The 23,943-nt window shown below is 34.7% G+C and carries 24 protein-coding genes and 4 tRNA genes; 9 read left to right on the forward strand and 19 right to left on the reverse strand.

From position 1 onward, the window contains the following. Positions 1–65: 65 nt before the first annotated feature. Complete coding sequence (locus ACHRV3_RS13970; protein ID WP_395435180.1) at positions 66–1,244, reverse strand: acetyl-CoA C-acyltransferase; 1,179 nt, start codon at positions 1,242–1,244, stop codon at positions 66–68. Between the two features lie 241 nt (positions 1,245–1,485). Between ACHRV3_RS13970 and ACHRV3_RS13975 the strand changes: the two genes are divergently transcribed. The 4 genes from ACHRV3_RS13975 to ACHRV3_RS13990 all read left to right on the forward strand — a co-directional run bounded on the left by ACHRV3_RS13975 (position 1,486) and on the right by ACHRV3_RS13990 (position 1,915). Further along, positions 1,486–1,569, forward strand: a tRNA-Ser gene (locus ACHRV3_RS13975). 14 nt (positions 1,570–1,583) lie between these two features. Further along, positions 1,584–1,658, forward strand: a tRNA-Pro gene (locus ACHRV3_RS13980). A 15-nt stretch (positions 1,659–1,673) separates the two neighbouring features. After that, positions 1,674–1,747 (forward strand) — tRNA-Arg (locus ACHRV3_RS13985). A 94-nt stretch (positions 1,748–1,841) separates the two neighbouring features. Continuing rightward, a tRNA-Arg gene (locus tag ACHRV3_RS13990) sits at positions 1,842–1,915 on the forward strand. Positions 1,916–2,106: 191 nt separating this feature from the next. Here ACHRV3_RS13990 and ACHRV3_RS13995 read toward each other — a convergent pair. Then, positions 2,107–2,271 carry a PTS sugar transporter subunit IIBC gene (locus ACHRV3_RS13995; protein ID WP_395435179.1) on the reverse strand — a complete coding sequence of 55 codons (165 nt, stop codon included), beginning with the start codon at positions 2,269–2,271 and terminating at the stop codon, positions 2,107–2,109. Beyond that, a complete protein-coding gene (locus ACHRV3_RS14000) occupies positions 2,258–3,748 on the reverse strand; it encodes a recombinase family protein (protein ID WP_395435178.1) in 1,491 nt (496 codons plus the stop codon). Before ACHRV3_RS14000 ends, ACHRV3_RS13995 begins: the two co-directional genes overlap by 14 nt. Positions 3,749–4,023: 275 nt before the next feature. On the opposite strand from ACHRV3_RS14000, the gene ACHRV3_RS14005 reads away from it, so the two are divergent. The 5 genes from ACHRV3_RS14005 to ACHRV3_RS14025 all read left to right on the forward strand — a co-directional run bounded on the left by ACHRV3_RS14005 (position 4,024) and on the right by ACHRV3_RS14025 (position 15,704). Beyond that, positions 4,024–5,259 (forward strand): exonuclease SbcCD subunit D, encoded by a 1,236-nt coding sequence (locus tag ACHRV3_RS14005; RefSeq protein ID WP_395435177.1) that lies wholly within the window; start codon positions 4,024–4,026, stop codon positions 5,257–5,259. A 1-nt stretch (position 5,260) separates the two neighbouring features. Further along, positions 5,261–8,995, forward strand: a complete 3,735-nt coding sequence (locus ACHRV3_RS14010; protein WP_395435176.1) for an AAA family ATPase — start codon at positions 5,261–5,263, stop codon at positions 8,993–8,995. 19 nt (positions 8,996–9,014) lie between these two features. Further along, on the forward strand, positions 9,015–11,033 hold the full coding sequence (locus tag ACHRV3_RS14015) for an ATP-dependent nuclease (protein WP_395435175.1): 2,019 nt from the start codon (positions 9,015–9,017) through the stop codon (positions 11,031–11,033). Continuing rightward, positions 11,020–12,864: a UvrD-helicase domain-containing protein gene (locus tag ACHRV3_RS14020; protein ID WP_395435174.1), complete on the forward strand. Its 1,845-nt coding sequence runs from the start codon at positions 11,020–11,022 to the stop codon at positions 12,862–12,864. Before ACHRV3_RS14015 ends, ACHRV3_RS14020 begins: the two co-directional genes overlap by 14 nt. 908 nt (positions 12,865–13,772) lie before the next feature. After that, positions 13,773–15,704 carry an NACHT domain-containing protein gene (locus tag ACHRV3_RS14025; protein ID WP_395435173.1) on the forward strand — a complete coding sequence of 644 codons (1,932 nt, stop codon included), beginning with the start codon at positions 13,773–13,775 and terminating at the stop codon, positions 15,702–15,704. Here the strand turns inward: ACHRV3_RS14025 and ACHRV3_RS14030 are convergent. From ACHRV3_RS14030 to ACHRV3_RS14105, 16 genes are all read right to left on the reverse strand, one after another. Further along, positions 15,656–16,234 carry a hypothetical protein gene (locus ACHRV3_RS14030; RefSeq protein WP_395435172.1) on the reverse strand — a complete coding sequence of 193 codons (579 nt, stop codon included), beginning with the start codon at positions 16,232–16,234 and terminating at the stop codon, positions 15,656–15,658. The two genes, ACHRV3_RS14025 and ACHRV3_RS14030, sit on opposite strands and share 49 nt — an antisense overlap. A gap of 65 nt (positions 16,235–16,299) precedes the next feature. Next, a complete protein-coding gene (locus tag ACHRV3_RS14035) occupies positions 16,300–16,938 on the reverse strand; it encodes a thymidylate synthase (RefSeq protein WP_395435171.1) in 639 nt (212 codons plus the stop codon). 196 nt (positions 16,939–17,134) lie between these two features. Further along, a complete protein-coding gene (locus ACHRV3_RS14040) occupies positions 17,135–17,344 on the reverse strand; it encodes a hypothetical protein (RefSeq protein WP_395435170.1) in 210 nt (69 codons plus the stop codon). After that, entirely contained in the window at positions 17,338–18,828 is a 1,491-nt protein-coding gene (locus tag ACHRV3_RS14045) for a hypothetical protein (RefSeq protein WP_395435169.1), read from the reverse strand. Before ACHRV3_RS14045 ends, ACHRV3_RS14040 begins: the two co-directional genes overlap by 7 nt. Positions 18,829–18,831: 3 nt before the next feature. Then, positions 18,832–19,032 (reverse strand): hypothetical protein, encoded by a 201-nt coding sequence (locus tag ACHRV3_RS14050; RefSeq protein WP_395435168.1) that lies wholly within the window; start codon positions 19,030–19,032, stop codon positions 18,832–18,834. A gap of 18 nt (positions 19,033–19,050) precedes the next feature. Next, the gene (locus ACHRV3_RS14055) at positions 19,051–19,437 is read right to left on the reverse strand and encodes a hypothetical protein (RefSeq protein ID WP_395435167.1); all 387 of its coding nucleotides are present in this window, start codon (positions 19,435–19,437) and stop codon (positions 19,051–19,053) included. A 3-nt stretch (positions 19,438–19,440) separates the two neighbouring features. Then, positions 19,441–20,232: a hypothetical protein gene (locus ACHRV3_RS14060; RefSeq protein WP_395435166.1), complete on the reverse strand. Its 792-nt coding sequence runs from the start codon at positions 20,230–20,232 to the stop codon at positions 19,441–19,443. Position 20,233: 1 nt separating this feature from the next. Next, positions 20,234–20,719, reverse strand: coding sequence for a hypothetical protein (locus ACHRV3_RS14065; protein WP_395435165.1), 486 nt, complete (start codon positions 20,717–20,719; stop codon positions 20,234–20,236). Next, a complete protein-coding gene (locus tag ACHRV3_RS14070; RefSeq protein ID WP_395435164.1) occupies positions 20,709–21,572 on the reverse strand; it encodes a nucleotidyltransferase in 864 nt (287 codons plus the stop codon). Before ACHRV3_RS14070 ends, ACHRV3_RS14065 begins: the two co-directional genes overlap by 11 nt. Next, positions 21,572–21,853: a hypothetical protein gene (locus tag ACHRV3_RS14075; RefSeq protein ID WP_395435163.1), complete on the reverse strand. Its 282-nt coding sequence runs from the start codon at positions 21,851–21,853 to the stop codon at positions 21,572–21,574. The genes ACHRV3_RS14070 and ACHRV3_RS14075 overlap by 1 nt, the downstream gene beginning before the upstream one ends. Beyond that, complete coding sequence (locus ACHRV3_RS14080) at positions 21,835–22,296, reverse strand: hypothetical protein (protein ID WP_395435162.1); 462 nt, start codon at positions 22,294–22,296, stop codon at positions 21,835–21,837. The genes ACHRV3_RS14075 and ACHRV3_RS14080 overlap by 19 nt, the downstream gene beginning before the upstream one ends. Next, positions 22,283–22,597 (reverse strand): hypothetical protein, encoded by a 315-nt coding sequence (locus tag ACHRV3_RS14085; protein ID WP_395435161.1) that lies wholly within the window; start codon positions 22,595–22,597, stop codon positions 22,283–22,285. Before ACHRV3_RS14085 ends, ACHRV3_RS14080 begins: the two co-directional genes overlap by 14 nt. Positions 22,598–22,618: 21 nt before the next feature. Beyond that, entirely contained in the window at positions 22,619–22,948 is a 330-nt protein-coding gene (locus ACHRV3_RS14090) for a hypothetical protein (RefSeq protein ID WP_395435160.1), read from the reverse strand. Then, positions 22,945–23,262 (reverse strand): hypothetical protein, encoded by a 318-nt coding sequence (locus ACHRV3_RS14095; protein WP_395435159.1) that lies wholly within the window; start codon positions 23,260–23,262, stop codon positions 22,945–22,947. The genes ACHRV3_RS14090 and ACHRV3_RS14095 overlap by 4 nt, the downstream gene beginning before the upstream one ends. Beyond that, positions 23,259–23,486: a hypothetical protein gene (locus ACHRV3_RS14100; protein WP_395435158.1), complete on the reverse strand. Its 228-nt coding sequence runs from the start codon at positions 23,484–23,486 to the stop codon at positions 23,259–23,261. Before ACHRV3_RS14100 ends, ACHRV3_RS14095 begins: the two co-directional genes overlap by 4 nt. Beyond that, a complete protein-coding gene (locus ACHRV3_RS14105; protein ID WP_395435157.1) occupies positions 23,486–23,938 on the reverse strand; it encodes a hypothetical protein in 453 nt (150 codons plus the stop codon). The genes ACHRV3_RS14100 and ACHRV3_RS14105 overlap by 1 nt, the downstream gene beginning before the upstream one ends. Between the last annotated feature and the right edge of the window lie 5 nt (positions 23,939–23,943).

Below are 23,943 nucleotides of genomic sequence, written 5' to 3' on the forward strand. Positions count from 1 at the left end.
GGTCTTTTATAAGTTGAAAATTAGGAGTTATTTTGGTTGCAAATAACTCCTAATGTAATATGTTTTTAAGCTCTTTCGATAACAATAGCCGAAGCACCACCACCACCGTTGCAAATTGCTGCAGCTCCGGTTTTAGCGTTATTTTGTTCTAAGACATTCAATAAAGTTACAATAATTCGGGCTCCTGAACAACCTAGTGGATGTCCTAATGAAACAGCACCACCATTTACGTTTACTTTATCGTTATCAAGTCCAAGGATTTGTGAGTTGGCTAAACCAACAACAGCAAAAGCTTCATTGAATTCGAAATAATCAACATCGCCAATTGCGATTCCAGCTTTGTCTAACGCCTTCGGTAATGCTTTTGCAGGGCTTGTAGTGAACCATTTTGGCTCCTGAGCCGCATCTGCATATCCTTTTATGAAAGCAAGTGGTTTTAATCCAAGTGCGATTGCTTTTTCTTCCGACATTAAAACTAATGCAGCAGCTCCGTCATTGATCGTTGAAGCATTGGCAGCAGTAACAGTTCCGTCTTTAGTAAAAACAGCGCTTAGAGAAGGTATTTTGTCCAATTTTACATTGGTATATTCTTCGTCCTTAGAAATGATAACCGGTTCTCCGCGTCTTTGTGGTACTTCTACGGGCACAATTTCAGCATCAAATTTTCCGGCATCCCAGGCTTTTGCACTTCTTTCGTAAGATTGAATGGCATAATTGTCCTGATCTTCACGTGTGATTTTGTATTCTGATGCACATAAGTCAGCGCAAACTCCCATTGCGTTGTTATCGTAAGCATCAGTCAAACCATCTTTTTGCATTCCGTCCAGCATTGTGGCAGGACCAAATTTGTTTCCGTTACGCATTTGCACGTAATGTGGAATCAAACTCATGTTTTCCATTCCTCCGGCAACTACGATTTCGGCATCACCACAAGCAATTGCCTGAGCAGCGAACATAACGGCCTTCATTCCCGAAGCACAAACTTTGTTTATAGTTGTACAAGCAACGTTTTCAGATAAACCGGCAAAAAGTGCAGCCTGACGTGCTGGCGCTTGTCCAACTCCGGCTTGTACTACATTGCCCATGAAAACTTCATCAACTAATTTTGGGTCCAGGTTAATTTTTTGAAGAGCTCCTTTTATAGCGGCAGCCCCTAGTTTTGGTGCGGGTACGGTCGATAAACCTCCCATGAAACTTCCGATAGGTGTTCTAACGGCAGAAACGATAACAACTCTTTTGTTCATTTTCTGTGTGATATTAGTTAATCAAGCAAATTTAATCTTTATTTATACAAATTCAAATTTTGAGTGAATTGGATTGAATTTTAAATTTAAGATGAAATTTTTGTTAATTCTATTCATTTGATTGTTAAGTGTTTTGAAAAAAAGATCGAAAAAAAACAAAAAAAAGCGTCGAAATACTTGTGAGATATCTAATGTTGTCATACCTTTGCCACCGCAAAACAGGACACGTTTCCTTGAGCTTGGAGAGGTGCCAGAGCGGTAATGGAGCAGATTGCTAATCTGTCGACGGGTAACCGTCGCCAGGGTTCGAGTCCCTGTCTCTCCGCTTAAATTTTGCCTCGGGGTGTAGCGTAGCCCGGTTATCGCGCCTGCTTTGGGAGCAGGAGGCCGCAGGTTCGAATCCTGCCACCCCGACTACAATTAGATAATGGACGCATAGCTCAGCTGGATAGAGCACCTGCCTTCTAAGCAGGCGGTCGAAGGTTCGAATCCTTCTGCGTTCACATTCAAAACCACTCGACAGAGTGGTTTTTTTGTTAATATCGTTGCAGATCAAGCAACTTCCTTCTAAACAGAAGGTTAGAAAATTGAAATTATGGACGCATAGCTCAGCTGGATAGAGCACCTGCCTTCTAAGCAGGCGGTCGAAGGTTCGAATCCTTCTGCGTTCACTTAAGGAGACAGTTATGCAATAGTTGTCTCCTTTTTTACGTACATAAAATCTTATTTATCAGGTATTTATAGTCTGATATTTTACGGTTCGATTTTTTTCATGGGGAATCCTTAGTCTGTTTGAAATAAACAGTCTAAAAGCAGCTTTATTAGAGATTTAATCGGAGCTGAACAATGGTTCGAAGTCCCGTTAAGGATATAGTGTTTTTTTCTCTCTTGGTTTATCGTAATTTTTTGATACTAAATATAGTAATTCCAAAATAATTTTAGCTTCCTTCTCATTTACCTGAATGCCGTTCTTGGAAAGAATAATAACGGCGTTTTCTACTGAAACATTCTTCTCAATGAAATTCATTTTTTTTATTGGTTTTTCGGTTACTTTTTTTTGATAGTATTTTTAAAAATGCTTGATTTAAATCTAAAGAAAGAGTTCCTGTTTTAAAATCAATATCAGTCGGTGGAATAAGATTTACAAGATGTCTTTTATCTGAGGCATCAAATTCAGAAAATCTTTGAAAGATTTCTACTAACGCTTTCTCTTCTATTTGATTTTTTTTATCAATGGCTTTTAATTTAGCAGCAATATCAATTACTTCCTTTTTAAGATTTTGGGTGCTGACTTGATTCTCTTTTTTTAATTCATTGTAATCATCAATTTTTAATATTCCGGCTATAAATAATTTTCTGCCTCGGGAAAGAGTTAATTCCTCGTCATTTATTTTCCTTTCTAATCCTTTTTGAGCGTATAGATAGCTTGCTTTTTGTGTCTTTATATTTTGGTCTTCCAAAATGTTCTTAAATAATTCAATTGTATTATTTGAGAGTATCAACTGTTGAAGCTTGTTTTGATAACAATCATTAAGAAAACTTGCATCTATTCTTGTTCTGCAGCCATCACGGCAATGATAATATGGATATTTTTTTGATCTTCCTTTTGAAATACTTCCGACAAGTTTTCGATTACAAACAGGACAGGTTAAAGAACCTCTAAGGAAAAATAATGATTGTAAATCATCTCTTTTAGCAGTAGTTTTTCTTTTTGTATTAATAATAGACTGAACCTGGTGAAACAAAGACTCAGTTATCAATGGCTCGTGTAATCCTTTTATCATTTGCTTTTCACTAGAATTTAGTTTGACTGGTATAAGCCCACAATAAACTGGATTATGCAAAATCCTGAAAAAGTGTGATCTTGAACATAGTAATCCTTTATTATTAGCTATCTTCCTGATTTCGGATATTTTATGATCGTTCTGTGCAACATGATAAAAAGCCCATTTTATAATTTCGGCTTCAGGCTCTTTAGGAGCGATAGCTTTTTTACCATTCATTAATGTTAAATTGATAAATCCTAATGGCGCTTTACCAAGATATCTCCCCGTCAACTTAGCTCGTTGCATGCCATTTGCCGTGTTTTGAGCTCTCCGAGTATTTTCTGCTTCTGGGACTGCTAAATATACAGCCAGCATAACTGTACTTTCCGGAACAGACAAATCAATTGGCTGGTCAATAGCCTTTGCTGTTGTTTTATATTTCCGAAGCTTGCCAATCATTTCGTAAGCATATTCAACATTACGGCTGAATCTATCCCATTTGATAAATAATATGTTTTTATCTTCTCCTGATGACTTCTTTTTAATTTCTGAAAATAATTGGTTCCATTCCGGTCTATTGAAATTCTTTGCGGAGAAATCTTCTCGATAAATTCCTTTGACTTTGATATTAAAGTATTTACAATACTTTAATAATCTTTCCTCCTGCTCCGGCAAGGAGTAGCCTTTTCTTTTTTGTTCGTCAGTACTTACTCTGACATATAAATAAGCAGTTTCCATAACAAAAATTATTATAATTTATTTTAAATACTTCTAAAAGGGGTGTCTTCATACCTCAATTACTTACATAAATTTACGAAAGAAATAATCTTTTAGATAAATCAACAGGGGAGTATTAATTATTAAGAAACAGGTATAAATACTTGGTGGTTGATTTTTGTCAATTGATATATTTGAGAGATTATGGTTTTCCATAAAAAAGATTCATACTAAAGAATGATATTTGAATTATCTTATATGTAATAATGAAAATGTATATTGATTAAAAGTAAAATATGAAGATTCTACATACCGCAGATTGGCATATTGGCCAATTGTTTCACGAATATGACCGCACTTACGAACATCAACAGTTTTTAAGCTGGCTAATTGCTACCTTACAAACAGAAGAAATTGATGTTTTACTTGTCAGTGGAGATATTTTTGATATTTCAAATCCATCTGCCTCATCAATAAAAATGTTTTATTCTTTTCTAAAGAATGCGACTAAAATAAATCCTGATATACAAATAGTAATTACAGCAGGTAATCACGATTCGGCATCTCGTTTAGAGGCTCCAAAACCCTTATTGGAATCATCTAATGTACATATTATAGGCGTAGTTGAAAAAGATGTAGATGGTAATATAGATTACGAAAAGCTGCTTTTACCTATTTATGATGATTCTAAAAAGGTAAAAGTATGGTGTCTTGCGATTCCCTTTTTGCGCATGGGTGACTATCCAACATTATTAAATTGTGCAAATCCTTACACTGAAGGCGTAACTGCATTATATAAAGAGGCATTTGAGTATGTTAATTTAAAAAAGCAAGATGGACAAACCATAATTGCTATGGGGCATTTGCATACACATCACGCAGAAGTAAGTGATTTAGACAAAACAGAAAGACTGATTATGGGAGGTGTAGAATGTATTCCAGCTAGTGCATTTCATCAAGATATAAAATATGTAGCACTTGGTCATATTCATAAAGCACAGAGAATAGGTGGACAAGATCATATTAGATATTCGGGAAGCCCATTACCAATGTCTTTTTCTGAACTAAATTATAAACATCAGGTTATTGTTTTTAAACTAGACAAGGAAATTAGCGAATTAAAATCGATAGAAATTCCGTTATCTGTTCCACTTCAAAGAATTCCACAAACTGCTCAGCCGTTGCATGAAGTCATAGGATTATTAGAGAATTTATCAGAACTGGATGACATAAAAGAACCTTTTCCATATCTGGAAGTTCGTATATTACTGGAAGGGCCTGAACCTGCTTTACGACACAAAATAGAAACCGCACTAATGGGTAAAAAAGTAAGGTTAGCCAAAATTGATGTGAAATATCCAGCATCAACGCAGCAAGTATCTGAATTTATTACGCCAGAAAAATTGAATGAATTACAGCCTATAGATATATTTGGTAAGGTGTACCAACACCGCTACAACAGTGAAATCCCAGATATGATCCTGCAACTTTTTCAGCAAGTGACGCAGGAAATTAACCAAACGGCCGAATAACATGAAAATATTAGCTATACGCATAAAAAATCTAGCCTCTTTAGAAGGTAATACAGAGATCGATTTTACAGCCGAACCATTGTGTTCTGCAGGAATTTTTGCTATCACTGGAGCTACGGGAGCAGGTAAATCAACTATATTAGATGCAATATGTCTTGCTTTATATGGAAAAACACCCCGCTACCTTCAGGCAAAAGAAATAGGGATTGAAATTCATGATGTCCAAGGAAGTAAATTGAACCAAAGTGATGTTCGGGGTATTTTAAGAGACGGAACTTCTGAAGGATTTGCCGAAGTAGATTTTAGAGGTATTGATGAGCAAAATTATCGGGCTATTTGGAGTGTAAGACGTGCTCGAAATAAGGTCGAGGGTAGTATGCAATCAGATTCTATAACATTGACAAATATCAGCTCGAATACTGTCATTCCAGGTAAAAAACAAGAGATCTTGAATGAGATTGCACGTTTGGTAGGTTTAAATTTTGAACAATTTACCAGATCGGTATTGCTGGCACAAGGTGATTTTACCGCTTTTATGAAAGCTAATAAAGATGAAAAATCTTCTTTACTCGAAAAACTCACAGGAACCCATATCTATTCTGAAATTTCAAAAAAAATATTTGAAAAATTCAGAGTAGAAGAACAGCAACTTCGGGATCTTAATTTGCGAAAAGAGGGTGTTATTATTCTAACTGACGAAGAACAAAAGAGTTTAGTGGAGGAACAAAGCATTTTGGAGATTCAAATTAAACGTTTAGAAAAAGATATAGAAATTCTGGCAACAGAAATTGTATGGCAGGAACAGCTTTTTCAGTTACAAACCAATTATCAGAATGCTCGAACTACATTACAAACTGCAAATGAAGAAAAAATAAATACTTTTCCACGCAGACAAAAATTGCTTGTTACTGAGGCGATTCAACAAACTAGGAGCTGGGTAGATGCCTTGAAACACTCACAAAATCAACATGAAGCAAAAACAGCTAACTTAATTACTTTAAAGGAGACTATAAAATCACTTGAAGAAAAAAAAGAAAAGTTGAATGATGAGATTTTAGCTTCGGGCACTGCATTGACTGCAAATAATAAAACTTTGAATGATGCGCTGCCAATTTTAGAACAAGCCAAAAAACTGGATACGATAATTGCTGAAAAAAGTGAACAACTGCAAAAAGCAAAACAAGATGTAGATGATGCTACAGCAGCTATAAATCAACATCAAAAGGTTCTCACGGATAAACAAACTGAGTTTTCTGGGGTTTCTGCTCATATTAATGTCATAACGGATTGGAAGAATGAAAATAAGGAGGGTAGACCAATTGCTGAAAATAAAGAAATTATTTTGTCCAAATTGCAAGATGCTCAAAAGCTATTGGAAATTTTTCAATCTTCGACTACAGTACTGAATCAATTGCAAGATCACATCAAGATAGATGAAACTAAAAAAAATGAAGTCGAATCTAATTTGGAAAAAAAAGCTTTCGAATGGGAAAATTTGACCAAAATCTATGCTGTTAAAGCAAAAGAATTGCTGTTAATTCCTATTGAAACTATACAGTTGGATAAGATTGCGATAGATAATACTGTTGAAAATACTATAAAAGCACAAGCTCATTGGTCATTGTTTTATGGTGCTTTAACATACTTAGATATTTTAAAAAATAAACAAATTAAAGATCGGTCTGATTATCCGATAAATCAGCAGACCTTAGAACAACTTTCACAACAATTAATAGTAGAAAATGCGGAAAAAGAAACCGCATCTCAAATATTGCAGCAAGCTATTCTGGCATCCGCCGAAAATATAGAATCGCTTAGAAATGGATTGATTGATGATGAACCTTGTCCAGTATGTGGTAGTAAAACTCACCCTTATACTGAACATAATCCGCATCTGGAAAATGTATTGAAGGTGTTAACAGATACTTATGATGAAAAAGAGCGTATTTACTTAAACAGTTTCAGAAAACATAATGCTTTGGAACAAGCATTTCAAATCTTGCATCAAACTATTCAGAATCAAGAAGAAGAGATTAAGATAAAACTGTCAGACCTGGAAAAGAACAAGCAGATCTGGGAGCAATTTGATATTGCTAAAGATACCCTAACACTTTCTGATGAAAAAAAGGCTCAATGGATAGAGGGAAAATTACAAGAACTTAAAACAAAACAGACTGATTTACTTTCAAAAATACAAGTTCATGCCAGCCAAAAGCAACAACTGGAGGTAGATAAAAATAAAAACGATGCTTTAAAAGAAATTGTTGAAACACTTGGTAATGAAGTTAAAGATCTGAATAGCAAATTATTAATTTATCAGGAAAAACTAAGCAGCAAAACTAGAGAACGTGACAAAGCAATTTCCGATCTTGTTTTAGTAGAAGAGTTACTTTCACCATACTTCACAAGCTCAGACTGGATGGATAAATGGAAAGCTACACCAATTAATTTTACTAATGATATTGTGGGTTTTTCACAAACCTGGAAACAATACATAGAAGAACTGGAGCAATACATTGGTCAAAAAAGTGTGCTTGAAGCGACTTTGAAAGAACTGGAAAGCCAATCTCAAAATCTTACAGCAGAGCTTACTAAAAAGACCGTAACGTATACGACACAGTATCAAATCTATCAGGTTATTACTAAAGATCGTGCTAATATTTTTGGTGGAAGACCTGCAGAGCAATTGGAATTAGAGTTGAAACAATCTGTAGAAAAGGCACAACAAAAGCTCGATCAGTTTAAAGAAATCCTGCAACAGCTGAGTATTGATTTAACAAAAGCCAATACCCAAAAAGAAGAATTAGAAAATACGATAAATACATTGCAGATTGATGCAACAGCAACAGCACAAAAAATAGAAAACTGGCTTAGTGATTACAATCACAAGAACGATCAATTGCTAAGTACAGAAACACTTTATGAGCTGCTAGCACTACAAAACAGTTGGATAGAAGCCGAACGCAATGCATTGCAATTCATTGAGGAAGAAGTAACGAAAGCAACTTCTATCCTCGATGAAAGGAAACAATTACTAGATGTTCATCAACAAACGGCATTATCAGAGCGCTCATTAGATGAATTGAATGAGTTGATTGCTATTAAAAAACCTGAGGCTGAACAACAAAAGCAGAGAAAGGGCGAGATTGGTTTTAAATTACAACAAGATGAAACCAACAAAGCCCAGATAAGCGCTTTACTCACAAACATTGGGAAACAAGCTGATATAACAGAAAACTGGAGTAAATTAAACGAAATTATAGGTTCTGCTGATGGTAAAAAATTTCGACAGATCGCGCAAGAATATACACTTGACGTTCTGCTTGGCTATGCCAATATTCATTTGCAGGAACTCACGAGCAGATACAAAATTGAACGTATTCCGGCTACACTTGGCTTACAGGTAGTGGATCAGGATATGGGAGATGAAGTTCGTACGGTCTATTCGCTTTCTGGAGGAGAATCTTTCTTGGTATCACTTGCTCTTGCGTTAGGTCTCGCTTCGTTATCCTCAAGCCGTATGAAAGTAGAATCTCTATTTATCGATGAAGGTTTTGGTTCATTAGATCCTACTACGCTCAATATCGCGATGGATGCTCTAGAACGATTACACAATCAAGGGCGTAAGGTTGGCGTGATCTCCCATGTTCAGGAAATGACGGAAAGAATTCCTGTACAGATCAAGGTGAGTAAGCAGCAGAGTGGGAAGAGTATAGTTGAAGTAGGTGGTAATTAAAAGTAAAAAGATAAAAAAAATGAAAATAAGTGCTCTAAAAATTAAAGGATTTAGGTCATTTGGACCGGAAGAAGTAATTATTCCAATTGATGAAAAACTAGTCGGTTTCATTGGTCTCAATAGTGCAGGTAAGACTACCTCTCTTGAAGCATTGAGAAAGTTATTTGGACAATCTTTAATAGACAAGGAAATTTTTCGTCAAGATTTTCATGTAGGCAAAGAAGAAAAACTAGATGAAATTACAGAAAGAACATTATCAATTGAAGTCAGAATAGATTTTGATGAAGAAGAAAAAGATGGAATTCCACATTTTTTCAGTGATATGGTAGTAGATGAAGAAGATGGCAATCCCTATCTTCGTTTACGAGTAGAAGCGAATTGGAAAAAATCTGATTATGAACCTGAAGGAGAAATTGATAATAAAGTTTATGTCATAAAAGTAGCAGAGGGAACTGCTGAAGAAGAGGGGAGCAAACAAATATTTCCAAATCATTTTAGACGTTTGATTCAGATAATTTATGTGCCTGCTATACGTAGACCAGCAGAACAGTTGAAGTATGTATCGGGAAGTATATTATTTAGGGTATTGAAAAAAATAAAATGGGATGATTCTTTTAAAGCAGAATTTGATGGAAAAATCGAAGAAATAAATAATGCATTCAAAAGTTTGTCGGAGTTTAGTACTGTTCAAAACTCTATTACAGAATTCTGGCAACAATTTCATAAAGACGAGCGCTATAAAGATACAACTCTTGGTTTTGGAGGGAGTGATTTCGATTCTATTTTAAAAAAATTAGAAATATCGTTCAGCCCTAGTGGGACGCACAAAGCTTATAAAATTGATGAGCTAGGAGAAGGCTATCGCTCATTGTTTTATTTAACCCTAGTATGTGCGCTCTTAGAGATAGAAGAAAAATTAGCTGAAAATGATGATGAAGAAAATATTGGTATAAATCGTCCATTGCTTACAATACTTGCAATAGAAGAACCTGAGAATCATATCGCTCCTCAATTGCTAGGTAGAGTTATAAAAATACTAAAGACAATTGCAAGTAAGGATAATTCACAGGTTTTTATTTCTTCACATACACCTGCAATTGTAAAAAGATTAAATCCTGAAAGCATTCTCCATTTTAGAATAACCAATAAATATGAAACAGAAGTAAATAAAATATTACTCCCGGAAAAAACAGACGAGGCATATAAATATGTAAAAGAAGCTGTACATAATTATCCTGAATTGTATTTTGCGAGACTTGTTGTAATTGGTGAAGGAGATAGCGAAGAAGTCATATTTAACCGACTTATGGAGGTGATGGAAGTAGATTTTGATGATAATATCATCAATTTTGCGCCTCTTGGACATCGATTCGTGCATCATATTTGGAGATTATTAGAAACATTACATATTCCTTATGTAACACTTCTAGATTTAGACCAAGAACGGGAAGGCGGAGGTTGGGGAAGGATTAAATATGCTGCTAAACAATTGATTAAAATAGGCATTAAAAAAGAGGAACTATTAAAATTGTCAGATGATAGTATACTTTCTGATAAAGCACTAAATGATATGCATACTTGGAGTTTATTAGAAAAAGATTCTATTAAAAACCTGAATGGCTGGGTCGATTATTTAAAAAAATATAATATTTTCTATTCTAATCCACTTGATTTAGATTTCTTAATGCTTACTCATTATCAAGAATTTTATAAAAAAGCAATTCCGAAAAATGGTGGGCCTCAAATTCCTGATGAAACAAAAGAAGCAAAAAAATTTAATGAAAAAGTAACTACATCTATCCAAGCAACACTAAAATCAGAAAAATCAACGGGTGATACATACTCTGAAGATGAAAAAAAATTAATGATTTGGTACAATTATCATTTTTTAGGTCGAGGTAAACCGACAACTCATATTCAGGTTTTATCCTCTATGACAGATAAGGAAATAAAAAATAATCTACCTCAAGTCTTTACAGAAATTTTTGATTGTATTTCTTCTCTTCTAAATCCAGATGAAGCAAATGAAGCCAATTAAAACTGTAGAATGGATTCCGGTTGAAGGAATGATTCTTGAAGAAAATGCACTTAGTGTTGTAAAGAGTGTTGAAAATAATCTTGTTGTGGCTGGTCCTGGTGCTGGAAAAACAGAACTTTTAGCACAAAAAGCTTGCTTTCTTTTACAAACGAATACTTGCAAATTTCCCCATAAGATATTAGCAATAAGTTTTAAAAGAGATGCTGCATACAACCTTAAAGAACGAGTAAAGCTTAGATGTGGAGATGAATTATCTAAACGTTTTGAATCCTTAACCTTTGATTCATTCGCAAAACAGTTATTAGATAGATTCAAACAAGCACTTCCGACGGAATATAAAATCAGTTCAGAGTATGATATAATATTAAGAGATCAATCCATTTTAGATTTATATCTAGATGAAGATATTGATTATTATAATACGACAAATCGCAATAAGATCCTTGAACTTCATAATGCACAATTACCTCACTCGAATAAGAATGTTGGAGAAATTATAAGGTATAAAGTATGGATGAAAATGATTCAACAATCAAAATTATCGTTTATTATGGTAATGCGGTTGGCAGAATACATTATCAATACAAATCCAAAGATTAGAAGATATCTTCAAAAAACATATCATTTTGTTTTTTTAGACGAATTTCAAGATACTACAGAAATTCAATACGATTTCTTTAAAAGTTGTTTTTTAAGTAGTAAAACTGTATATACTGCTGTTGGTGATGATAAACAACGTATAATGATGTGGGCAGGAGCTAAAGAGACAGTATTTGAAGATTTTATTGCCGACATAGGTGCCATTCGTATTCCTTTAAATATGAACTTTCGATGTGCACCTAGATTAGTTAAACTGCTAAACCATCTTACCCAGCACTTATTAGGAAAAAGTGATTTTGCTATACCATCTCTTAAATGGAAACCTGATCAAGGTGAATGTTACGTTTGGATCTTTGAAAATCCCCAATCTGAAATGCAAATATTGCTTCAAGAAGTTCAAAAATGGATAAACACAGATGGAATTAATCCAAGAGACATATGTATTTTGGTTAAGCAACAGTTGGAGCAATATGCTGGGGAGCTGATTAACTATTTTAATAAAAACGGTATCAAAGCTAGAGATGAAAATAGGTTGCAAGATATTTTGACGCAAGAGGTCTGTCTATATATTATTGATATTTTATATGCCGTTTTTCAAAAAAAATCTGTCGATGCCAAACAATCGGCATTCATTTTTTTGAGTAATCTTCATACAGAATTAGAAGATGAACAATTATTAAAACTAGAAGGTTTACTTTTTAGTTTCATCAAGAAAGTGAAAGATAATTATAAAAACACTAATCTTACAGAAGAACAAATTAATACTCTGATTGATGAGATAATTGATTTTACAGACAAAGATCGTATCAGAGCCAGTTTTCCTTCATATAAAAACCTTAATGAACTTAATAGAATAATAACTTCACTAAAAGATGAACTCTTTGAAGATTATCTTGTAGTTAATGATATGACTTTAGCTTTAGATATGTTGATAGGTAAAGATACAATCCCTGTAATGACAATACATAAAAGTAAGGGCCTGGAATATCATACGGTGATTTTTATTGGTTTAGAAGATGGAGCTTTCTGGTCGTTTGAACGCCAACCAGATGAGGATAAATGTGCCTTTTTTGTTGCATTATCAAGAGCAAAAGAGAGAGTCGTATTCACATTTAGTAAGCAAAGAGTTGGACGTTTTGGATTACAGAATCAATCTATCACTAAAATTAAAGTAATACTTGAGGAATTGCAGAAATCAGGTGAAGTAACAATGATTGAAAGGAAAAATTAGCAAAACAATGATCAAGGATACAAATATTAACAGGTGTTAAAAAAAAAATATTAAAAACGAGCGAAATCATTATTTGCCATTAAAGAAATCGATCTCTATTCCGAGGCGAAACCACGCTATTATCAGCTAATACCTAACAAAGAAGATGGGCTGATTATTCTTCCGTTATACCAAAAATATCAAAAGCAAGAATTTACGGAAGACCAGATCATACAGATTATTAATAAAGTTTTTTCTGATCTGGGTGGTTCACAGCGGGAAGAGAACAATAGAAACAATACAATTATTCTTCGTTTACAAGAATTCTTTCTGTGGCGAGACAGGAAAAGAAAAGTGTATAGATTTAAAAATTATGGAGAAGAATTTTGTCAAAAAGTATTCAAACGTCTTTCAGAAAGCTATCATCCTGCCAAAATTGAACGTCTGTTTAACATTTATTGGATACATTAAGAATAAGCCTGGAAAAAAATCCACCAGAACTACTCATCCCCCTTAAGTTGAGTAATAGCAATTAGTTTGAAATCATTCATAGTTGGGTTTAAGTACGATTTGTAAATATATAAATAAATACAAATTTAAAAGCTTAAAAAAATTGAATTAAAATCAAGCTGCAATTACTTCTAATTAGAATAAATAGAATGTAAATAGTTCCAATCTTTTAAACTCTGTTTTTTAAAATATTATTCCATACCAGATCATACAATTCTAATCTTGTAAAAATGATCGTTTTCATAAGTAGTATATAAAACCTAAATAACTGTTTCTCTTCAATTTTAGTTATTAAATGACTCCAAAAAAAGCGCAAATAATATCTATATTTGAGTTTCTTTTACATTCATCTTTTTGTTTTGTAAATATATCATTAGAAATAGCCCTCAATTACAATTATTGAACTCTGATTACTGCATATGGATTTAATTCAATATCATACTGTATTACCTTTTGACGATCCGCAAGAAATCAAGCCTATCGCAATTGAAAATAAATCATTTCCTTATAACCAAATTTCTGATGACCGCAGGTATGAAGAATTGGTTTATAGCCTATATGATATTTTGATTAAAGAGAATAAATTCGAGTCTTTTGAAAGCATTTCACCTATGTCAGGAGTTCATGATAAAGGACGTGACTGTGCTTTATTTAATAACGGTAAAAGTACTGGAATTATTCAATGTAAAAGGTACAAGAAGAATCTCTCAAAACAACAGTTTGGAGAGGAAATTACCAAATTCGTGCTTTACAGCCTGCTGGACTCAAGATTGATTCCGGATAAAAAAAAATTCACATATTATATAGCTGTTTCAACAGGATTTGTAATGGAATGCAGCGATTTTATTGACGATTTTAATGCAAATATTGTAAAGGAAAATGATCTGGAGAAATGGGTCAATAAAAATCTACAGCATCCTACAATAAAACCCCTTTCCCTTCAGCCCTCAACTTTTGATGATGTCTTAGAAATTTTAGCTGCAATAAAAGTAAAAAAAATCTATCCTCAGGATCTTGATGCACTACTTGTTCATCCTTCTTGTCAGCATCTTCAGCCATTATTTTTTCAGGTTCGTACTGTAGTTTCAGATGTTCCTATTAAAAATCTTGAAAAAACATTGTTAGAGCAATTTAACAATGTGTTGACCGAACCTCGAATAAAACAGGAATTACATAAAGGTTCAGCTAGTCTGCATATCGAAAAGAATCATTTTGATGACATATCAGATTCACACATTCCAAGAAAAGAAACACAGGAACTTTTTGAATGGATAAACACAGCACATGATCTGGACGAGTTAGATCGCCCATTAAATATTTGTCTTCTTGCAGCGAATGCAGGTATGGGTAAAACTGTTATACTAAAAGATCTTTACGACCAGTTAACTCATAATAACATTCCTGTTTTAGGTTTGAAAGCCGACAAATTACATTCTTCTAATATACAGGAGCTGCAGTTTAAAACGGGACTTAAAGTTCCTGTTCTGGACCTGATAGAACAATGTAAAGAAAAATACAATAAAACGGTAATTATTATTGATCAGATTGATGCTTTATCTCAGTCAATGTCCAGCAATAGAAGCTATCTTGATGTTTTTAAACTTATAATTGATCAATTTACATACGACCCAAATATACGCCTTATTGTCTCTGTTCGAATCTTCGATCTTCATTATGACCCGTCCTTAAAAGTTTATAAAAACTTAAAAAAGGTCAAAGTTGGTCTGCTGAGTGAATCGGAAGTATTAGAAATAATTAAAAAAAAGAGAATTAATGAAAATGATATCTCTAAGAAGCTGCTGCAGCTGTTGAGAACGCCTAGTCATCTCAATATTTACACTCGTGTAAGTTCTTCTATTAATTCAAATTCATCAATAAGCTCCTTGCATGAACTGTATACAGAACTTTATAAATCTAAAATTAGATCAATAAATCATCAAACACCAGTAGATCCATCGAAAGTAAAAAAGCTTCTCTTTAAGATTGCCAATAAGATGTTTACAGACCAGACTATTACTGTAAATGAATTTCATTTTGATAATTACTTATACGAGTTGAATTATCTGGAAAGTGAACGTTTGATAAAAAAGGACGCAAGACAGCTCCAGTTCTTTCATCAGACATTTTACGATTATATTTTCGCTAAACGATTTGTCGAAAAAAAGAGCAGTATCATTGAATACATAAAGCAGCAGCACCAGTCGATACTGATAAGGTCCGCGATAAAGATGATCATTAATTATATAATCGAAAAATTAAAATGTGCGAAACTTGAAATTAAAATGTGCAAAAAAAACAGACATCATTTTAGTTTATTCTTGAAATTATCGACGTCAATAGCTCTCGAATAATGTGCAATAGCACCACTCTGTACATTTAAATCACTAAATGTATTTTTCATTCTTTCATATACCTCAAATGCTGATATTTCGGGATTGGAGTTCTTGATATCAATCAATAGCTCTAATTGTTGGTCTGTTATTTTTCTTGCATTCTTACTAACCCTATTGGAAGACTTTTTATATACTAAATATGATAATCCTTCATAAATTCCCTTCTGCCTTTCTTTCTTATACCATCTCATTTTTCTAATGAGAGAACGAATGTTAGCTATCTTATCGAATCCAATCCATCCATTTTCAGGACTTAAAGATAGAATAACTTCAAGCAATGTGGCTTTGTTATCGAAACCTATTAATCTGCATTCTCTAGAGCCTTTTATTTCGATATACAAATCTGCTACTGCTGCAGATTTAATTACACCATCGGCATGAGATTGACTGATTTTAAAATCATTCATCAATCTATCTCTAAATTGAAGGTTAATATATTTTTCTAGGATTTTGATTATGTTTTCTTCTTGAAAATTTCTACTATCCATGACTAAAGTTTTTGCAAATATATAAAAGCCAAACTGCAATTCGCAGTTTGGCTTTTAAATACGATTTAACCAACGTTTAAATTAAATTTAACTGATTCCCCTACTATCAATTGTTTTGTAGCTTCAATATTGTTGTCGTAAATATGAACGTTACCGAGATACAAAGTAATGCTTTTCAATTTAAGGTCAATTTTCTTGCTTATTAGATACAAATGATAAATATCTGAGGGCAAACCTAGGTTACTGTCGGAACTTCGCTGATATGCGCTTAAAATTAGTTTTTCATTTTCAATTTGAAATTGAATCAAGCTCAAGCATGGCTGTTGATTGCTTTCAGTATCGTTAGAACCAAGAAACAAAACATAATTCTTTGAGCTTCTTTTCTCCTTATTGATTTTTTCTATAAGTTTTGGCAGTTTCTCAAAATAAGTCGGGTAACTATTTACTAATATTGGCCCGCAGTAGTCCCACCACGACACACCAATTTCGCGATAAGCTTCGGTTGATCTTTCGCCGGCCATAAATAGCGTCAATTCATCCTTTAGTTTCTTTTTAGCAACTGAATGCCCTTCGAATAGTTCTAATAAATCAATTGGTTTTAATTCTAGCTTTTGATTCAAGAGATATGATATTGAACCTTTTTTATTGTCCTGGCTTTTGCCTTTAATTATGATCTTATTTAGTATTTGATGATACTTATTCATTTTATACTGTTCTTTCTTTGATTGATGATTGATGATGATTATATTTGCACCTCTCACGGAATTTATAAAACATACCAAAGCCACAGCATAGAAGACTTATGTCCTCCAACGCTGTGGCTTTATGCTTAATTAAATTACCGTGAGAAGTTTTTAATTGTTGGAGGACTTTTTTAATTCCCGCTCCTGAGAATCTTTTTTACTTTTCTTCTTTCGAAAATAATGGTGTAATACTTGGAAGTACTGCCGACAGAACCAAGCCGATTAATTTGATTCTATTGATTGTTACCAGGGAAAACCCCGCTTCTTGTAAAAGTTCGAATTTAGTATCGATCATTCCTGTTAGAACGATTAAAATACTAACGATAACTGCAATTTTTGATTTATTCATATATATTAAATTTACCATGTTGCTAAAGATGATCTTACCCACGTGTTTGTTGCTGTACAAATGTAGATATAGGTTGCTGTGATTCTGATTTCTCCCAGTGTTCCAGATGCTGTGGCAGATGCCGGCGCTGTATTTAAAGCCGATATTTTAAATTGAGTAGCTAAAATAGAACCGTCAACTTTTAGTTTATCAATAAGATTATTTACAAATGTCCCTCCATGTTGAATAACTACAGCCCCATTACTGGCAAAAACTCTAAAGTTTTCAGTCAATCCCGTTCCCGTATTTGTGGGATTAGTAGCTATCACCGCATCTGATGTAGTGCCTTGGGTTGCAAAGCTTGCAGTTCTTACTCCGTCCCTCCCTAAATACAAACCAGCTGCTGCATTATTACCAACCACATTAAGTCTTGCAGCGCTATTACTTAGAGGGTTTTTAAATGTAAACTGATTAGGAGTAGCAATTCCAAAGGGATCAATAACATCGGTTCCTACAGATACAGCTCCTTTAAAAGGATTTATATTGATAGAATCATCAGTATTAAAATCTATCAGCGACGAATTGGTTAAGAATTGTGAGCCGGTGTAATCGCCAGCTATTCTCATTTTCATTCTGTTGCCCCCTAACGCTCCTCGATTGGGACCAATATTTATTGTATTGTTTACATTTTCCAAAAAAACATTGAAACCTGTGTATTGTGTGTAATTAACTGAATAATCCATATTGAACATTTCAAACTTACTAGTTGTTCCAACTGGTGTCAAATCTGTTGTGCCGTTCGGCATTATATAGAAGCGTGAAGGCGTATCATTAATACTTGGTCTAAAAGAGTAATACCCATAATCCGAAGCGAAGAAAGGCGAATTGTAAAAACCTCCTAAATTATTTCTTATTGGTGACAGATATTGTTTGTAGTTATAAGTATTGTCAGTTAATGCGATTCTATTTGATGTAAAACCTCCCTTTAGGTAACCTTGACCACCTTGAGTAATTGAAAATGTTTTATTCCAAGTTAAACCATCGTCCTGACTTGCGCTCAGTCCAAAAACATCACTGTCTATTGTAGAATCGGCATCTGCGTACAATAGACATTGTCTTGAATGCCCCTCATCATTAAGCCAAAAGAAACTATCAGCCCCTAATGTCGTTATATTAAAATCATATTGATTTACTTGAGTATTATTGTATTTAATTGAAGAGCTAGCAGGTAATTTCAATAATTCTTGTGGCGAGCCACTTTGTTCACCTAATATTAATTGATCTGATAATGTAAGTTTTCCGGTTTTAGTTTCATCCCCGCTTTTTTTCATGACATCTGTTAATAATTGCGTTTTTGGAACAGTTTTTAAAATTTTATCAGTTCCACGCACTAAAACGCTGTCTGCTTTTGAAGTACTCACCGGTACTTTATCTAATTCTAATGGCTTGCTAAACCATGTTGTTGCTTGTGCTGATACATTAATTGTAACTATCAGGACTAAAAATAAGAGTAACTTTTTCATATATTATTGATTGTCTTTTAGGATTATTTCAGGGGTTGATGTTGTGGTTATTTTTTGAATCGTAAATGCGCCATCATTTAAACTGATAACTGCTTTTAAATTCGGATTACAGCCATAAGTGATTGTAATACTGCTGTTTTGAACTTGTTTTTTAAGCTCGGAGATTTCGGTCTCTAAAACTTTTATTCTTTTTTTTAGTTTCATATAATTAGTTGATTAGTATTATTCGTAAGAAGATTTCAATTGATCGTTTGCGCCATTCCAATTGCCATTTACAAAACGATCTTCAACAATTCCCATGCAATAATCACCTGGCTGTTTTTCGGCTTCATTCTCGTTTGGTGCGACTTTAAAAACCAGTAATCCTCCAATTGGAATTATCCTGGCTTTTAAAATTAAGTTGGGGTGTGCATTTGGATCGGTTTTATGAGCATCGAACTGGCTTTTTTCTGCTTTCGCATTTAAAACAGTGGTAAGGTTAGAAATTGCACTTTGAGGTATTATCTCGTCTTTATGCCAAAAACTTGACCACGAAGCCCAAAATTGCGCTTGAGTTGGCTTTAAACCGGTTTTAAACCAGCTTAAAATTGTATTTATATTTGTTGCCATAGATTATCCGATATATTCAATAAAATATACTACTCGATATGGGTTCAAAATAGAAAAAGACTGTCCGCCCCCAAAAGGTTTAATTAGCTGTCCGGGCGCAAAATCTCCTGTAGCCGTATCACCTACAGTTAATCCGGTAGAACCTCCAAATGTGCCGCCTTTTTGAAATCCGGTTCCATTTATTGGCGATATCACCGGAAGCTCAGATTCAGACAAGGTTTTATTTTTACTTCCGGAAGCAAAGCCTAATGGCTTAAATTCTACCTGCGAATCATCAAAACCTACTGGCATTTTTCCACGCCAGTTTACAACTTCCTGCCAGCCTGCAGGAATATCTGCTGCAGGTTTATTCCACAACACCATACCGCCTCCGGCTTGAAATACTGCAGCCTTTTTTTCTAAAATTGCCATTCTGGTCATTATTACTGCAATAGGGTCAAGTCTTGTAAAATCTGACCACAGCCATGAAGTTTCTGCAGTTCCAATGGATGCGTAACGAATTGCATAAATGTCTTTAACCGTTCCATTTTTAAAAGGTTTAGAAACAATTTCTTCATAAATAATCACAGTTGAATCAGGAGAAAATGCAGCCTCACGAAATTCTAATAATTCACCATTAATCATAACAGAACCATTTTCAATTGTTGTTCCTTCAATTTTGCAACCTGAAACAATTGTCAAATCACCAGCAAGGCTTCCAAATGAGTTAAAGATTTGAAAAGTAGTCTGCAGTTCCTGCAGCCTATCAGCTGTTAGCGGGTATCCTTCTGTTTTTACAAATTTTGAGTTGTTCATTTTATGGAATTATTAGTATGGTGTAGTGTTTGCCACCTGTTTTATAAAAATCTATGTGAGCCATAAGGCCAAATATTTGAGTGTTGTATAGTTCCTCGGGCACCCAGACGATAAAATCGAAACCGCTGTCCGATGTTTCAGCGTCAGTATAAAGCCAGATGATCTCTTCTTCCGCTTCTGTATGAAGCCAAACTTCCTGATTCTCTGCTTCAGTAAAAATATAGAAGGGTTCACGCTCCAAGCCGTTACCTATGTAAATCCTGCGAAGCTGTGGGTCGAACTTATCGTTTAAAGAACCTCTGAGTGAACAAACCTGCCCAGTATGCTCCACTTTATAAATGTTTTCAATACGCCAGTTGTACCAGAAATAGTATAAAGAATCAATAGGTTTAATTAAAGCCTGCAGCAAAGCGACTAAGTCTTCTTTCCTTAAGAATGTCGACAGGTAGAGCGCAACCAGTTTATTGTAATCTATTTTATACCACATAGCTGATATCATTAAATCCCTGAACTTCAAAATAACCGCTCACCGGAATGGTTTTAATATTGATTGGCTGCGGTGGTCCATAACCTCCCAAATCTGCATCAATCCACGAACTCTGGGCACTTACTATTGTCGGTATTTTAACGCCTGATACCTTTTGGAGTTTATCGGTCAAGTGAGCAAGAGCAAGCTGACCGTCAAACGGTAATTCTTTCATATATTCCTGAATGGCGTCATTGACAGGATAATTTCCGTTTAAAATACTCATGCCGTTTTCATCCAGTACCAGGGCATCACGTTCAATTTGAATAACCAAGTACAGACGGTCAGGCAAAAAGTTGATCACATCAACATCAACACCGCCCCACTTAATTTCCTCAACATACTCTATGAAAGAAACCAGACCTGCAGCAGGAATGGGAGATAGTGCATTGTTACTTTCACCGGCAATCTTAATAACAAGCCTGCCCGGAGGCTGGGTAACAGCAGCATATTTTACAATCTTTGAAGTTTCGATCTGTTCTTCTGTGGCATTGGTATTATCGAAATAGTCTTTATCCGGCACCAGGGAAAAGCCATATTGAAACTGAAGAGCCATGTACCTGTACCAGCTTGGTCTGCCGGATTTCTGATTTGTGAGTTTATCATCAATTTCCGCCTTATGAATATCAAAAAGCGTTTCATGAGTGTAAACACAAAAAGCCATGATGTCAAATATTATACTCTCAACTGCGGTATTCGAAAAAGTTTCTTCAAAAGATGCCCCGATCTGAAAGCCGTATAAGAAACTCAGAACCCCATTATTCATAAATGCGGTTGTAATCTCTCTTTTTATTTCTGCTGTTGTTCTTGCCATTATCGTACAATAAATGTGTTTTCAATGCTCATGGCGCCGATACCATCATCAGGTGTTATGATTGATGTATCTGAATCGCTTAATGCGGTAGCCGGTTCAATTTTGTTTCTCTGGTAGTAGTTAGAAATTTGTGCGTTTTCAATCGCTACATTATAATTACTACCGATTACAGGTTCATCTGTAATACTGATATTGGGATTTATCTTGAGTATATTTTCGAGCGAACCGCCCTGAATTGCAATATCAAGATAACTTTGACCTTCTAGCGCAATAATTTCCATCTCGACAATAGTTTTACTATGATAACTAAAAGAATTAAACAGATAAAAAGCTTCCCGGCGCCAATCCAAAACTTCTGCATAAATGTGAGTTCTACGGTCTCTTTTCTATTGCTAGCTTTAAGCAATTCTGTTAACCGATAAATATCCCGATCTTTGCTGATTACGAGTTTTTCAATGCTATCACAACTAGCCGTAACAATGTACCCGTTTCCTTTTGGTTCTGCTTTTACGTTTGCTCTGCCCTGGGCAGAGCTCTGCGGTTTTAATTCATCGCAGGGAAGTTCAATTTGCACTTTTTCTCCAGGGATTCTTAGTGTATCGATTTTAACTCGTTCAACGTAGCTTATGCTGTCTTTACGCTTTTCCTGTGATTGTTCAACCGTCTTAACGGTTTTGCATCCCAAAAAGAGGATTACTAATAGAAGTAGGCTAATTTTTTTCATTGTTGATTTCTTTATTTATTTGCTCAGCGAGCTCAGTGTCGAACTTCTGCAATGCTTTAGTGAATTTGGCTACGGCAACATGCAAGCGCCTGTTTTCGTTTCTCATTTTCATTACATCCTCGCGTAATTCTCTTGTTTCAGCCTGCAGATCAGTGGCCGTTTTCTGCCAGATTTCAATTGCCTTTTGAACTGAGTCTAACTCGCTTTTTTGATTTTCAATTTTATTTTTTTTCCATCCTGTGATATAAGCAACTATTGCAATTATAACCGTAGGTACTATTTGGCGTAGAATGTCTCCCATTTATTTACTGTTTTAGCAACGTTATTTCATTTCGAAGTGGTTTGCATCCCAGCCCCAGTCATAACCTGCAGCATTATCCGGATGAAGGGATTTCCATTTAACAGCTAAAGGCTTGTAAGGCTCTCTGGTTGTCTGGTATACTCCTTTTACGAATAGATTCAAATCGCCTGCAAGCCTGTCCTGGTGCTTGCTTCTTACGGCCTTTGTTAATCCCTTTTTTTTATTTAATGCGTGTTGTTCTTCTGTTCTGAACAATTCGCCTGCAGTTACCTCATAGCCGTTTTCATTAGCCCAAATGATTAGTAATGCAAAATTTTTAAGGAATATTACTTGTTTGTCTTTTAAACTCATTTTTGATTGATTTTAAATTCCGTACCGTCTGCAGAAACTATTACTTCTGCATTGATACCATCAGCTTTTAACTCTTTTTGAAGTTCTGTTTTAAACTTCTGATTATTATCTATTACAACTCCCCGCATATAGTTCTCTATACCAAAACCAAGAGTTGGTGCGCCTTTTATATCGCCTTTTTGGGCAATCGTAATCATGTGGCATCTTTGATAATCAATGTTGTCCAGGACAAACCCGCTTGTAATTCTGCCGGCACTGTCTCTTACAACATCGAGCACTAAATTGAATTCCTGATCTAATTTTATTCCGATCATATAATAATACCTTTAGTTGTTGTCTGTCCGGTTTGAGCAGCTGCGGTTCCGGTAGTGCTTACACTCTGTCCCACTTCCACCTCTGCAGTTTTTACAAAATCAAAAATTACTGTAGACAACCTGTCTGCCAGTACTTCTATTGAGTTTTCCTGACTATTGTTTGTACTCATTTGCTGAAAAAGAGTTTGAAGATTGTTTTTTAAAGTTTCTTTATTGAGTGCCATTATTTGAATATTTTTTTAAAATCTTCTTCAACTGCAGTGAGTTTTTGAACTGTCACCGGACTTATAGTTCCGGCTCCTGCAGGTGTGTTGATAATTGCATTTTTAACTTCTGTAATTAAGCTGCTCAAAACATCGATAAATGAGACACCGCCGCATTTAATTCGCATAATTTCAACCTCCGAACATCTGAGTACTACCGCTTCAGTTTTCAGGCCATCCATTATCCCAACTACAACATGACTGTTATCTTTTGGATAAATCGTAACCTGATTTTCAATTGTATCATCGATAGCATCTAACCTCACTCCGGTGAGATCGGGTGAACCTTCTCGTTTAACAGTGCAGGTTGTTTCTGTCACATCAGTTGCGATTCCTGAAACAATCTGAATAAAACGCGTGGCCTGTATCTGCCTTTTCATCACCCGGCTGAATAATTCTTCAACTTCTGCCATCTTTG

It is taken from the genome of Flavobacterium sp. FlaQc-49 (genome assembly GCF_044005985.1).
In the GTDB taxonomy this organism is placed as follows: Bacteria; Bacteroidota; Bacteroidia; order Flavobacteriales; family Flavobacteriaceae; genus Flavobacterium; species Flavobacterium cupriresistens.